A 13,714-nucleotide genomic window follows, 5' to 3' on the forward strand; every position below is an offset into this window, starting at 1 on the left:
TCCTTATAATTTTACCACCTTAGCACCAAAGCCACCTTGATTGATCGGTGCGTCATTAAAACCCTTGACACTTTTATGGGTTTTTAAAAACTCTCTTACAGCAAAGGCAAGCTTTCCTGTTCCTATGCCATGATAGATCAAAACCTCATCAAATCCCGCTATCAAAGCATCTGAAATAAATTTATCAAGCCTTGAAATAGCCTCATCACTCCTAAGTCCATGCAAATCCAAAGTTACACTTAAATTGCTTGGTTTACTTACGCTTATACTTGTTTTTGCTACTTTTTTTGGCATTGCACCACTTTTTTTAAGTAGTTTTAAAGGCACACGAAGTTTGATCCCATCGCTTTCAACCATAGCATCGTTTTTAGAAATGCTTATGATTTTACCCTTAATTTTTTCATATTTTACAAAATCCCCCACACGCAATTCTTCGTTTTGCTCCATACTTGGCAAAATGATTTCTTTTTTAAGCTCATTGGCTTTATTAAGACTTCTTTGCTTATCTTTTGTGTCTTTAAGCTGTATAGTTTTTTTAGCTTCTTCTATGGCTTTGTGAAATTTAAATTCTAAATTTCTCAAACTCGTACGAAATTCTTGTTCATTTTTTTCTTTTTGATCTTTTAAAGAAAGTAAAATTTCATCGACTTTTTGCTCTTTTTTCTCAACATTTTCAAGCTTAGCTTTTAGTTCTAATTCAAGATTGATATTTTTACCTACAAGTTCCTCTAAATTTTCTTTATCCTCGCCATAAAGCTTTTTAGCCTCGCTAACTAAATTCGGCGGAATCTGATAACGCAAAGCGGTTTCAAAGGCATAAGATTTTCCTATAGTACCTTTTAAAAACTCATATTTTGGGCGTGAAAGTTCTTCATCATATAAAGCAGCGATGAGTTCAACTTGCTCATTCTTTGCTAAAAGCATGGCAAGGCGTTTGTGGTGTGTGGTGATAATGATTTTAAGATTATTAGCTATGAGTTTTGAAATTAACACGCTATACAAACAAGCCGCTTCTTCAAAATCTGTTCCAAGCTCTATTTCATCGATACCTAAAAGCAAATTTTTCTTAGAAAAAAGCCTAGAAAAATGCAACATTCTTCCTGCAAAAGTTGAAATGTCGTTTTTAACATTTTGCGGATCTTCTATGATGGCATCAAATTCTTTAAAAGTACCGATTTTACTTTCACTTGCTTTTATATGCATAGGCAAAAGATGTTTAGCTAAAAATGCTGCGCTTAGCATGGATTTTAAAAGCATGGATTTTCCACCTGCATTTACCCCTGTGATGATTAAAACTTGTTTTTTAAATTCCAAACTCACGCTTTTTGGATTTTTTAAGGCAGGATGAGCGAAATTTTTAAGCACTAAATCCGTACTTTGATCACACAAAACAAATTCAAAATCCCTTTTTTTAGCAAGCAAAACCCTAGCACTATAATGATCAAAAAGATCAAAGACTGTATTGATAAATTTTAAAAAAGGTAGGTTTTTTGCTAAAAAAGCTGAGAAATTTTTAGCGTATTCATAATAAATTTCTTCTTTTTGATTTTTGATTTTTTCTATATCATTTTGCAAATTTTCAACACTTAAAGGCACGATATAAAAGCCACCGCCACTACTTCTACCTATGATTTTTGCTTTAATAGCGTGATTAAACCCGCCTCTTACAAGCAAGGCTTCAAGATTGTTTATAAGATGGATTTGTGTATCGATAAGATAAGGCATTAAAGCTTTTGTATAGCAAAATTTCTTAAACTCAGCTATTATGCTTTCGTTTTTCAATCTTAAAGCGGCATTAAGATTTACAAGTCTTTCGTCTAAACTTTCTTTTAATTCCCCTTTTTCATCGAAATTCAAACAAAGCTCCAAAGCCCCGCTAACAAATTCTATCTTTTGTAACCAAGAGTCTAAATTTGTTCCTAGTTTTATTTTTTTTAACTTTTCAAAATAACGAAAAATTTTTACAAATTCAAAAATTTCATCTAAATGTAAAATTCCTTGCTTGCTTAAATGCACTAAGGCTTTATCAAGATTGCTAAGCTCTGGCATAGTAGGAAATTCCACCTCACAAAGCTCATGTATGCGTTTAAAATGAAGGTTAGAATCTCCTTGTAAAAAAATCTCTTTATCTCTTGCAAAAAGGGCCTTAAACTCTTCTAAATAGCTGTTTAAATCAAGCTTTGAGATCAATTCTTCTTTTGCATCATTCATCATTTAACCTACAATCTTTAATATCTATGATTAAAGAATTAAAACTTTGATTATTATCCTTTGAAATAAAACTTCCTGTTCCAAATTCATAATTAAAATACGCCTTAGAAACATTAATATCTTTACATAAAATATTTTTATTTTGATTAAAAGCTACGATAATATCTGTTCTTAAATGACTTTTTTGCGTATTTTCAAATTCAAAAAATACTGCTAAAACAATAAAAATCACAAGTAAAATACCAAAAAAAGGTTTGGTTTTTTTGCCTAATTTTTCACGCAAAGCAAAAGTGATTAAGGCTAAAATTAAAATAATTAAAAAATATAAAAAAACCCTACTCATTCTTTTGCCTTAATTTGTTGCTGATATCTCCTGCACCAAAACCTATAATAAGCCCTTCTTCAAAAACCTGCCCCTTAGAAGCTACTAAAAATTTACCCTCTCTTTTGATATCTTCTACAAATAAAGCCTTAGGAAAAACTGCTTTTAAATCAAGCTCTATAGGCTCTTCTCCTGCAGCATAAACAGGTAAAATTACAAGCTCATCAACACCTTCAAAAGCCTTTGCAAATTCCTTTAAATTTGCAGCTAAACGCGTGTAGCGGTGGGGTTCAAAGATAGCTGTGATTTTTTTATATCTACCTAATTTTGCGTATTCTTGTGCTGCACTTAAAGTCGCTTTTATTTCGGTTGGATGATGACCATAATCATCAATTAAAACCAAATTTTCATCAGCATGTAAAATATCAAAACGCTTTTTAATACCTTGATAATTTTTAAGTCTGGTTCTTATCGTTTCTATATCTAAAAAATTTAGAGCCGCCAAAATCGCCAAAGACGCATCAAGAGCTAAATGATATCCCATACCAAAAACTTTAAACTCACCTAAATCTTTTAACTCAAAGCTTGTAAAAGGTTTGAAATTTTCTATACACATGGTGCAGTTTTTGATATCTTTGCTTGGATAAAGCTTGATTGACTCATTTTTATAATTTTTCAAAAACTCATCTTCAGCATTAATCACGCGAATTTTAGCCACATCTAAAAACTGGGTATAAGCATGATGAAGTTTTGAAACTTCATTACCATAATGATCTAAATGCTCTGCTTCCGCATTGGTAACTATAGCCAAATAAGGATTTGAATTTAAAAAAGAACTATCGCTCTCATCAGCTTCAAAAACAAGGTTTTGACTTTCTTTATAAATCATATTTGAACCAAATTCTTTTAAAATCGCTCCGATGATCACAGAAGCATCATCAAGTAAAGAAGCTAAAATACTTGAAGTCGTGCTTTTTCCATGTGCTCCTGCAATTGCAAAAACACGCTTATCTTCTAAGATAAGAGGTAAGGCCTCCTTGCGTGAAAGGCATTTAATGCCCAATTCTTTAGCATGTTTAAATTCAGGATTTTCTTCTTTGATAGCAGCAGAATAAATAACTAAATCTTTGTTTAAAATATTGTCTTTATGATGAGGGATGCTGACCTTAACCCCTTCTTTTTCTAGTTCTTTAGTGATTTTACTCTCTTTAAGATCACTTCCGCTAATCTTAAAACCTTTTTCTTTTAAAAATCTTGCTAAAGCGGAAATTCCTATACCGCCTATGCCGATAAAATGGATATTTTGCATCATTTAAACCTTTATACTTTAAAGGCTAAATTTTAGCACTTTTTTACTAAAAAGAAAATATAAATCCTATTTTGAAATGCCTAAACGCTCGGCTAATTGATATAAATTTAACTCTCTATAAAATTTATCAAAGTCTTTAGTATAACCATCAAGGTTAAAAGCTTTATTCATATCTTTTAAAGCATCATTACTTTCAAAATAATACCCTTTACCGCCACTATAAATACCTTTTTTATCAATCCATACAGCATCGTTGATCCCAAATTCTAATTTCTCATCACTTGGTCTTGCTAACATATTTCTTCCGCCTACGCTTAAATACTTGACATTATTTAAACTTAAAGCATAAAGAGTTGGAAAAATATCTTTATGAGATCCTACACGATCTTTATCATAATAAATATTATCTTGCAAATCCTTAGGAATATAAAGATAAAAAGGTACACTATAAGCAAAAGCTTTTTGGGAATTTAAATCTATACTCATTTCGCGTACTCTATGATCTCCAGTTGCTGCTATAATAACACTATTCTTAAATGGACTTTGCTTTACTTTATCTAGAAATTTTCCAAATTCATTGTTTGCATAAGTATAAGCTTTGATAATATTGTCTTGTTTATCTTTTTCATAAGGAAGCATATTAAGCAAAGTTTGTGGAATGTTTTCTAATTTTGGCAAATCATTTTGCGGAAATTTATAAGGTGGATGATTAGAAATAGTAAGAGCAATTATAAGGGTGTTGTGTGGATTTTTTTGAAGCAAATCATAAACTTTTTTATATAAAAACTCATCAGCTACCCCATAACCATTTTCACTATCTTTTGCTCCATTATAGTCTTTCATTAAAATATTTTCATCTATAATCTCATCTACTCCCAAAATACTGAGATAATTTTTAATATTTTGCCAAGATCCATTACCTGCACTTACAAAAATCACCTTATATCCTGCTTTCTTATAAACAGCAATAGGTGTTAAATCCAAATAAGTTTTCTGAAATTTGCTTGTAGAAATATTAGAAAATGGACTTACAAAAAATAAGTTTGCAAAACTTGGTATAGTTCCATTACTAGAACTCAAAAAACGTTTGAATAAAAAATCTTGCTTAAAATGTTTATCTAACGAACCTAAAAAATTATGTTCTGTATTTGCAAAATCAGCCAAATTAAGCCCAAAACTTTCCATTAAGTTAACAAATACACTAGGATGATTCTTTTCAGCTTTTAGATTTATAGGACTTTGATGCAAATAATCAAAAAGTTTTTCTTTAAGTTTTTGTGCTTTCAAAGGTGTGATAACCTTCAAAGCCGCTTCTTCTTTATATTGTTTTAAAGCCCAAGAAAATGCCATAATTGGATTTAACATTGTATCATTTACAACACTATATTCACTAAAAGAATAATTTTGCACATTTATAGCCACATGCTTAAAGGGACCCCTTAATGCTATAACATAAACAATAATTAATATTAAATTTAAAGCTATCAAGGGAAATAATCTTAAATTAACAGGTTTTAGCTTTAAATTTAATATTTTCAAATTTAAAAAAAATACAAAAACTCCAAAAATCAACATTAAAGCTAAAATTTTTAAAATTGGATAATCGTGATAAATAATACTTAAAATAGTTTTTGTATTATCATCTTTTAGAGTAAACATAAAAATATCAAATTTAGTCTTGTAAATTTCGTAATAATAGTATTTTGCATAAGAAAATCCTATACAAAGACAAGAAAGAACAATTATATAAATGCTTGAAAAAATGAAATAAAAATTTTTACTATATATTACTAATTTATTATTTATTTTTATATTAGAAAAAATTAAACTTAAAAAACCACAAAGCAAGAATGGTAAAAACGCTGCGCTTAAAAATCTTATATCATGAAAAACACCTAAAAGATACATTAAAAAGATTTCATTTTTATCACTAATTAAACCAGTAGGGATAAAAGAATTTTGCATTAAAATACGATTAATGGTAAAAGTTACTATAAATAATACACTAAAAATAAAAATTTGAAGTAAAATTTTTCTCATATTCATCTTCTTTAAAAATTCTTAAGAATTTTATCAAAACCCCAAAGTTTTCTTGCTTCATCACTTTTTTTAGGCTCTATAATAAGCATTTCTTCTTCAGAACCTAATTTACTTTCTATCTCGCCAAAAGCATTGATAAACAGAGTATCGCCGTAAAAATTCCATTCATCTTTTGTTTTACCTATGCGATTTACTCTTAAAATGCTTGTAGAATTTAAAAAAGCTCTTGTTTTTAAAAGTTCTTCCCATCTTTGTTTACTTTCAAAGGTACAAGCACTAGGAACGATAACCAAATCAATTTTTTTCGCCATAATCTGTTGCCAAAAAATATCAAAATGCGTCTCAAAACCAAAAAGCAAAGTACATTTTAATTTTTCATAATTAAAAGTAAAAATTTTTAATTCCGATGGAGTTTTGTTGCTGAAAAATTTTTCTTCATTCCAATGTTCATAAGGCATTAAAATTTGCTGTTCATAACTTTTAACACCATTTGGAGTAACTTTTAAGCAAAGTTTTTTATAACTTTTAGCTTCAACGCTAACATAAGGAGCGATGATTTCTAATTCGTATTTTTTAGCAAGTTTAATCAAGCTTTCTTTTTTAGCCTCGCTTTGTTCTTTTATCATATTTTTTGGCATGTGTAAAAGTTCTGTAAAAAAACTATTGATCACATATTCGCCCAAAACTACCAAATTTGCCCCATTGTCTTTTGAAGCTTTGAGATAATAATCAAGCCTTGATTCACTTAAAGCTAAAGTTGGAAACTGTAAAGCCGCTATTTTACTCATCGATTTGCTCCACTTCTAATTTTGCTTTTTCAAGCTCAAGTCTTGCTTTTTTGATACTCTCTAAACCTTCTTTATAAATTTTTACACTTTCATCTAAGGCAAGCTCTTGATTGTTTAATTTTTCCAAAGATTCATTAGCGTGTTTTAAATTTTCTTCAAAACTCATTGATGATTGACCTTGTAATTTGGTGCTTCATGAGTGATAATAACATCATGCACATGACTTTCTTTAAGCCCTGCAGTAGTAATTTCAACAAATTCAGCTCTTTTTTGAAAATCTTCTATATCTTTAGCCCCAACATAACCCATAGAAGAACGCAAACCTCCTAAAAGTTGATGCACCACGCTTCTTATACTTCCCACATAAGGAACACGCCCTTCTATACCTTCAGGAACGAGTTTATCTTGAGCAGTACCTTGCTGAAAATATCTATCTGAACTTCCCTTTTGCATAGCCCCAAGTGAGCCCATACCACGATAAGACTTATATTGTCTTCCTTGATAAGTAAAAAGCTCTCCTGGACTCTCATCTGTTCCAGCTAAAAGCGATCCTATCATAACAGAACTTGCACCTACGGCTAAAGCTTTTGCGATATCACCTGAATATTTAATCCCGCCATCAGCTATCACAGGAACGCCAAATTTATTTGCTTCTTCCACGCACTCATCAATGGCTGAAATTTGAGGCACACCCACACCTGAAACAATACGCGTAGTACAAATACTTCCTGGCCCAATACCTACTTTAACCGCATCTACTCCTGCTTCACAAAGTGCTTTTGCTGCGGCTGCAGTAGCGATATTTCCTGCGATAAGATCTAAATTTGGATATTTGGTTTTAATCGCTTTTACTGTATCAATAATACCCTTAGAATGTCCATGCGCAGAATCAAGCACAACAACATCAACGCCTGCCTCAACTAAAGCATCTACACGATCCATTTGCCCTACTCCTATAGCCGCACCCACACGTAATCTTCCAAAACCATCTTTATTGGCATCAGGATATTCTTTGCGTTTTTTAAGATCTTTTATAGTGATAAGTCCTTCCAAGCGTCCTTGTTCATCAACTATAGGAAGTTTTTCTACTTTGTTGGTACTGAAAATTTTTTCCGCATCATCTAAAGTACAACCCTTTGGAGCAGTGATTAAAGGCATTTTAGTCATAACATTTTCAACCAAATTTGAAAAATCGCTCTCAAATCTTAAATCACGATTGGTAAGTATGCCTATTAGTTTCTTATCTTCATCTACTACAGGAACACCTGAAATTCTATACTCTGCCATAATTTCTAAAGCTTCCGCAACACTTGCTTTAGGACTTACAAAAATAGGATCGATAATCACTCCGCTTTCGCTTTTTTTCACTCTTTTTACTTCTCTAACTTGTGAAGCTATATCCATATTTTTATGAATCACTCCAAGTCCTCCAAGTCTTGCCATCATGATAGCAGCTCTGTGTTCAGTAACTGTATCCATAGCCGCAGAGATTAAAGGCATATTTAAAGTGATATTTTTTGTTAGTTTAGTGTGAATTTTTACTTCCTTAGGTAGAACTTCAGAATACCCAGGACGCAATAATACATCTTCAAAAGTTAAAGCTCTTTTTACAATTTTCATCTTTCATCCTTAATTTTTAATCATTTGTTCTAAACTTAAAGCCCCATCTAACAAGGTTTGTTCATCATAAGCTTTGCAAATCAGTTGTGCTGATATATTAAGCCCTTCTTTATCTTTTGCAACAGGCACACTAATGCCTCCAAGTCCTGCTAAATTTACAGAGATAGTATAAACATCTTCTAAATAAGTTTGCATAGGGCTTTTTTGAGTATCAAATTTAAAAGCCGTTGTAGGAGTTACAGGCATAAAAATAAGATCACAATCTTGCAAAATTTCTTCATATTTTGCCTTGATAAAAGCTCTAGCTTTTTGTGCTTTGATATAATACGCATCATAATATCCACTACTTAAAACAAAAGTTCCTAACAAAATTCTTCTTTTTACTTCTTCGCCAAAACCTTCGCTGCGTGTATTTACATACATCTCTTTTAAATTTTGAATATTTTCAGAACGCTTGCCATAACGTACCCCATCATAACGACTTAAATTTGCACTTGCTTCAGCTGTTGCGATGATATAATACGCTGCGATATCAAATTTAGAATCAAGCAAATTTTTATATACAATCTCATGTCCATTAGCTTTTAACATATCTATGGTTTTTAAAAGTGCGTTTTTTACTTCGCTATCTGCATCATTGACATAATTTTCAATCACTGCGATTTTTAATTTTTTATTTGCATTTAAATTTGGAGCGGTTTTGATAAACTCGATATTTGCACTCGTGCTATCCATTTTATCATATCCTGCGATCGCATCATATAAAATTGCTGCATCTTCTACATTTTGCGTTAAAACCCCGATTTGATCCAAACTTGAAGAATAAGAAGCCAAACCATAGCGACTCACTCTTCCATAACTCGGTTTAAATCCTACACAACCACAAAAAGCCGCAGGTTGGCGTACAGATCCTCCTGTATCAGAACCCAAACTTGCCAAAGCCAAGCCACCCGCTACCGCAGCAGCACTTCCACCACTTGATCCACCTGGAACACGCTCAAAATTTAAAGGATTTAAAGTTTTTCCATAACAAGAACTCGCTGTTGAACTTCCCATAGCAAATTCATCCATATTACAACGCCCAAAAGGAGAAAAACCATTAGCTTTTAAATTAACAATCGCACTTGCATCATAAGGAGCAATGTAACCTTGTAAAATGTTACTTGCACTGGTAAGTTCCCAGCCCTTTACACTGATATTATCTTTTATAGCTACAGGCACACCTTCACCTGAAACACTTAAGTCTTTATCTAAAAATTGTTCGATATAAGCACCTAATTTTTTTTCTTTTTTTGCTTTTTCATTGAGTTCTTTTTTTAAATTTTCAAGTTCTTCTTTGGAGTATTTTAAAGCTTCTTTTAGAGTTATCATTTATTTTCCTTTGTTTTTTTTGATCAAAAATACTGCTAAAGCACTAAAAGCCAAAACCACCGCTATAGTTGTGATGATAATACTATTTGGAATCGGATTTTCTAGCATTGAACTCCTTTTAAAACTTCTTCACATCTTAAACAAGGTGTTTCTTCATTTTTACTTTGAAGTTTCCAACATCTTGGGCATTTACAAAGTGAAGCTTTGGTGATTTTAAATTTCTCATTCTCTACTTCAAATTCAGCCAAAATTTCTTCATTTTCATTGCTGATTTGACTTACCATAAACCAATCGGCTAATTCCTCATTTGGGAATTTATTAAAACTGATGTTTAAATTTAATTCCAAAGTAGATTTAATGATTTTATCTTTTTTAAGTATATCAATTTGTTCAAAAAATTTCTCTCTAGCACTCATTAAAAATGTATCATCTATACCAAAATCATAATCAAAATCTTGAGTTAAACTTAGATCAAATACATCTTTTGCATCACCTTTAATTAAAACATTAGCATGTTCTAGAGCCTCATCTACACTATAGCTTAAATTCGGAGCAAGTAAATTTAAAAGCTCTTTTGCTATCAAAGCCATAGCCACTTGAGCAGATTTTCTTCTTTGGGCATTTTCACTATCGCAATAAAGCCTATCTTTACTGATATCAAGATAAATCCCACTTAAATCCGCACTTAAAAAATTTAAAAGCAAACTAAAACCTTTAGCAAATTCATAAGCAAAAAATGCCTCTTTACTTGCTTTAAAAACTTTGGTTGCACGGCTTAATATCCATTTATCAATAAAACTAAATTCTTTAACTTCTAAATCTTTTAAATCATTGGTATTAGCAAGTAAAAATCTTATAGTATTTCTTATTTTGCGGTATTGTTCGCCTACTTGTTTTAAGATATTGTCTGAAATTTTTAAATCACTTGAATAATCACTTAAAAGTATCCAAAGTCTTAAAATTTCAACTCCATAGGTTTTTGCTACATATTCAGGAGCGATCACATTGCCTTTAGATTTAGACATTTTTTGCCCTTTTTCATCGGTGGTAAAACCATGAGTTAAAATGCTTTCATAAGGTGCGCTTTCATTGATCGCTGTACCTACAAGCAAAGAGCTTTGAAACCAACCCCGATGTTGATCGCTTCCTTCTAAATACATACTTGCTCTTTTTTCTCCTGCGTCATAAAGTCCACTATTTAAAACCGCATTAAAAGTACTTCCACTATCAAACCAAACATCTAAAATATCATATACTTTTTCTAAATTTTCAGCTTTGTATTTTGAATTTGTAGGAATTAAATCTTTGATTTCAAACTCCCACCACACATCAGCGTCGTATTTTTCAAAAATAGCTGCTACAAAGTCAAAAAGTTCATCATCAAAAATCACTTCTTTAGTATTTTTATCTCTAAAAAAGGCTATAGGCGTTCCCCAGTCCCTTTGTCTTGAAATACACCAATCTGGGCGATTTTCCACCATAGAACCTATTCTTTTTACTCCACTTTGCGGATAAAAGGTTGTTTTTAAAAGTTGTTCTTTTGCACACTCTCTTAAAGTTTTTCCTTGAAGTTTCGGTTCATCCATTAAAATAAACCATTGTTTAGTAGCTCTATAGATTACAGGCTTATGTGTTCTCCAGCAAAACGGATAAGAGTGTATAAATTTAGAAGAATGTAAAAGTTTTTCGCCTAAAAGTTCTAAAATTTTTTCATTGGCCTTAAAAATATGAAGACCTATAAACTCTTCAAGCAAATGAGAAGGCAAAAGCTCTTTAGCTCTTAAAGTTTCATCATAACATCCACCATCATCAACAGGCATTAAAACTTCAATACCGTATTTCAAACATGCATAATAATCATCTTCGCCATGTCCTGGTGCAGTATGCACAAGCCCACTTCCACCATCCATCAATACATGTTCACCCATGATTAAAACAGATTTTCTTCCATTTAAAGGATTGATAGCTTCAAGTTTTTCAAATTCTTTTGCGTTTAATTCTTTTTGAATTTCTCCACTTGTAAGTCCTTTTTCTACCATACTTTTAAGTAAAGCACTAGCAAAAATCAAACCTTCTTTAGTGATCACATAATTTTCATTAGGATTTAAGGCTATAGCTTGATTAGCCACCAAAGTCCAAGGTGTAGTTGTCCATATCACTGCACTTGCTTTTGATACGCCTAATTTTTCGCAAGCTTTTACATCCAAATCAAAAGCCACAAAGATAGAATAATCCTCTTTATCCTGATACTCTACTTCAGCTTCCGCTAAAGCTGACTTTGCCGCCCAACTCCAAAAAACAGGTTTAGAACGCTCGCAAAGTAAGCCTTTTTTAGCAATCTCACATAAAGTTCTATAAATCGCTGCTTCAAACTCAAATTTCATAGTTAAATAAGGCTTATCCCAATCTGCAATAATGCCTAAATTTTTAAATTCTTCTCTTTGGATATCTACAAATTCACTCGCATGTTGTCTGCAAAACTCACGAATTTCTTTCTTGCTTAAGCTTTTTTTCTTTTCTCCAAGCTTTACTTCTACTTGTTGTTCTATAGGTAAACCATGACAATCCCACCCTGGAGTAAAACGCACACTCTCACCTTTAAAATAATGTGTTTTGATAATAGTTTCTTTTAAAATTTTATTTAAAGCATGTCCTATATGGATATGTCCGTTAGCATAAGGGGGGCCATCGTGTAAGGTAAAACTTTTTTTCGCATTTTTGCGATTTTCTTTCATTTTTTCATAAGCATAATTTTGCTCAAACCATTTTTTAAATCTTTGCGGTTCAAGTTCCGCTAAATTCGCCCGCATAGCAAAAGTAGTGCTGGGCAAAAGTAGAGTTTCTTTGTAGTCCATTTTTTCCACCTAATTTTTAATAATCTTAAATTCTACTCAAATTAGCTTTAATTTCTACTTTGTTTTTGGCTATAATTATAAGAAAAAAAGGAAAATTTATGAAACATTTGCTTTATCTTATAGGAGATGAGCTTACTATAAACGAAAAATTCAAAAATTATATTTATAGAACTTATGAAGAAAAATTTAAAGAAATTAACGAAATTCGCATACAAAATAAAACCGATAAAGACTTACCCTTTTTGCTTGAAAATCTCTTAAATCAGTATGATTTTATCACTTTATTTACAAGCTCTTTGCATTATGCGACTGTTGCTAAAATTTTAGCAACTTTAAATGATGATAATCTTATCTTAAAAGATGATACCTTGGTTCCAGATAAAGCAGAATTTAGTAAAAATAGCTTTGTGTGTAATTTTTCAAATTCAAAAATCAATGTCGTTAAAATAAATCCAAGCGAAAAATTACCTGATCTTCTTGGGCATATAAAATTAAATTTTGCATATTTTTGCATTTTTGGCATGGATGATGAAAGCGCTATATTGCTACTGCAAACCCTAACAAAATCTTATGAGATAAGTATAAAATCAACCAAGCTTTTAGATAATCTCGTGCTTATTAAGGCCACTTGTGCTAATTTTGGAAAACTTGATGGTTTTTTAAATAGCGTAAAAAATCTTTTTGGACAAAAGGTGTTTTTAGGTAAAGATCCTATACATTTTATAAGCTCTAAACTTTTAGAAAAAAAATTAAAAATTTCTTTTGCTGAAAGTTGCACAGGTGGACTTTGTGCAAGTACCTTAACCAAAATTTCAGGTGTAAGTGAAATTTTTGAAGGATCTATTATAAGTTATTCCAACCGCATCAAACACGAATGGCTTGGAATTAGCGAAAGCGTCTTAGAAAATAATGGCGAATACAGTGAACGTTGTGTTTATTTTATGCTAAAAGGTATTTTTAAAACAGCTAATCCTGATTTTGCCTTAGCTATTAGCGGAGTAGTTGGCGAAAAAGATGAGGGAAAAATAAAATCAGGCACTATTTATATAGGTGCAATGTTTAAAGATGGAACTTTTATCCAAGAAACGCTTTATTTAGATGGAGATCGTGAATTTATGCAAGAACAAGCTGTTTTGGCAACTTTTTGCCTACTTTTAAAATTAAAACCTGAGATTTTTGAAATTTAAGGGATTTAAAC

10 protein-coding genes and 1 pseudogene are annotated in these 13,714 nt (G+C 31.4%); 1 reads left to right on the forward strand and 10 read right to left on the reverse strand.

What is annotated here, in order from left to right; all coding sequences use genetic code 11:
- Positions 1–3: 3 nt before the first annotated feature.
- From ELQ05_RS00380 to ileS, 10 genes and pseudogenes are all read right to left on the reverse strand, one after another.
- The gene (locus ELQ05_RS00380; RefSeq protein ID WP_074469264.1) at positions 4–2,214 is read right to left on the reverse strand and encodes an endonuclease MutS2; all 2,211 of its coding nucleotides are present in this window, start codon (positions 2,212–2,214) and stop codon (positions 4–6) included.
- Complete coding sequence (locus tag ELQ05_RS00385; protein ID WP_002869116.1) at positions 2,204–2,554, reverse strand: membrane protein; 351 nt, start codon at positions 2,552–2,554, stop codon at positions 2,204–2,206. Before ELQ05_RS00385 ends, ELQ05_RS00380 begins: the two co-directional genes overlap by 11 nt.
- Positions 2,547–3,845 (reverse strand): UDP-N-acetylmuramate--L-alanine ligase, encoded by a 1,299-nt coding sequence (murC, locus tag ELQ05_RS00390; protein WP_079742602.1) that lies wholly within the window; start codon positions 3,843–3,845, stop codon positions 2,547–2,549. Before murC ends, ELQ05_RS00385 begins: the two co-directional genes overlap by 8 nt.
- Positions 3,846–3,908: 63 nt before the next feature.
- Positions 3,909–5,882, reverse strand: a complete 1,974-nt coding sequence (locus tag ELQ05_RS00395; protein ID WP_070300968.1) for an LTA synthase family protein — start codon at positions 5,880–5,882, stop codon at positions 3,909–3,911.
- Between the two features lie 11 nt (positions 5,883–5,893).
- On the reverse strand, positions 5,894–6,670 hold the full coding sequence (locus tag ELQ05_RS00400) for a carbon-nitrogen hydrolase family protein (RefSeq protein WP_052782823.1): 777 nt from the start codon (positions 6,668–6,670) through the stop codon (positions 5,894–5,896).
- Positions 6,663–6,836: an exodeoxyribonuclease VII small subunit gene (xseB, locus tag ELQ05_RS00405; protein WP_002853034.1), complete on the reverse strand. Its 174-nt coding sequence runs from the start codon at positions 6,834–6,836 to the stop codon at positions 6,663–6,665. The genes ELQ05_RS00400 and xseB overlap by 8 nt, the downstream gene beginning before the upstream one ends.
- On the reverse strand, positions 6,833–8,290 hold the full coding sequence (guaB, locus tag ELQ05_RS00410) for an IMP dehydrogenase (protein WP_057100053.1): 1,458 nt from the start codon (positions 8,288–8,290) through the stop codon (positions 6,833–6,835). The genes xseB and guaB overlap by 4 nt, the downstream gene beginning before the upstream one ends.
- 9 nt (positions 8,291–8,299) lie before the next feature.
- Positions 8,300–9,661 carry an Asp-tRNA(Asn)/Glu-tRNA(Gln) amidotransferase subunit GatA gene (gene gatA, locus ELQ05_RS00415; RefSeq protein ID WP_134225689.1) on the reverse strand — a complete coding sequence of 454 codons (1,362 nt, stop codon included), beginning with the start codon at positions 9,659–9,661 and terminating at the stop codon, positions 8,300–8,302.
- Positions 9,658–9,769, reverse strand: a pseudogene (locus ELQ05_RS00420) (hypothetical protein). The gene gatA and the pseudogene ELQ05_RS00420 overlap by 4 nt, the downstream one beginning before the upstream one ends.
- Positions 9,763–12,516 (reverse strand): isoleucine--tRNA ligase, encoded by a 2,754-nt coding sequence (gene ileS / locus ELQ05_RS00425; RefSeq protein ID WP_134239828.1) that lies wholly within the window; start codon positions 12,514–12,516, stop codon positions 9,763–9,765. Before ileS ends, ELQ05_RS00420 begins: the two are co-directional and overlap by 7 nt.
- Positions 12,517–12,614: 98 nt before the next feature.
- Here ileS and ELQ05_RS00430 point away from each other — a divergent pair, with 98 nt between their 5' ends.
- A complete protein-coding gene (locus ELQ05_RS00430; RefSeq protein WP_002871785.1) occupies positions 12,615–13,703 on the forward strand; it encodes a CinA family protein in 1,089 nt (362 codons plus the stop codon).
- The last annotated feature ends 11 nt before the right edge of the window (positions 13,704–13,714 follow it).

This window comes from Campylobacter sp. US53 (genome assembly GCF_004378995.1).
Classification (GTDB): domain Bacteria; phylum Campylobacterota; class Campylobacteria; order Campylobacterales; family Campylobacteraceae; genus Campylobacter_D; species Campylobacter_D jejuni.

Bases quoted from the DNA above. Each gene is read 5' to 3' on its own strand.
- murC (WP_079742602.1), bottom strand. From the start codon at position 3,845: ATGATGCAAAATATCCATTTTATCGGCATAGGCGGTATAGGAATTTCC.
- xseB (WP_002853034.1), bottom strand. From the start codon at position 6,836: ATGAGTTTTGAAGAAAATTTAAAACACGCTAATGAATCTTTGGAAAAA.
- ELQ05_RS00430 (WP_002871785.1), top strand. From the start codon at position 12,615: ATGAAACATTTGCTTTATCTTATAGGAGATGAGCTTACTATAAACGAA.
- ileS (WP_134239828.1), bottom strand. From the start codon at position 12,516: ATGGACTACAAAGAAACTCTACTTTTGCCCAGCACTACTTTTGCTATG.
- ELQ05_RS00400 (WP_052782823.1), bottom strand. From the start codon at position 6,670: ATGAGTAAAATAGCGGCTTTACAGTTTCCAACTTTAGCTTTAAGTGAA.
- gatA (WP_134225689.1), bottom strand. From the start codon at position 9,661: ATGATAACTCTAAAAGAAGCTTTAAAATACTCCAAAGAAGAACTTGAA.
- ELQ05_RS00380 (WP_074469264.1), bottom strand. From the start codon at position 2,214: ATGATGAATGATGCAAAAGAAGAATTGATCTCAAAGCTTGATTTAAAC.
- ELQ05_RS00395 (WP_070300968.1), bottom strand. From the start codon at position 5,882: ATGAGAAAAATTTTACTTCAAATTTTTATTTTTAGTGTATTATTTATA.
- guaB (WP_057100053.1), bottom strand. From the start codon at position 8,290: ATGAAAATTGTAAAAAGAGCTTTAACTTTTGAAGATGTATTATTGCGT.
- ELQ05_RS00385 (WP_002869116.1), bottom strand. From the start codon at position 2,554: ATGAGTAGGGTTTTTTTATATTTTTTAATTATTTTAATTTTAGCCTTA.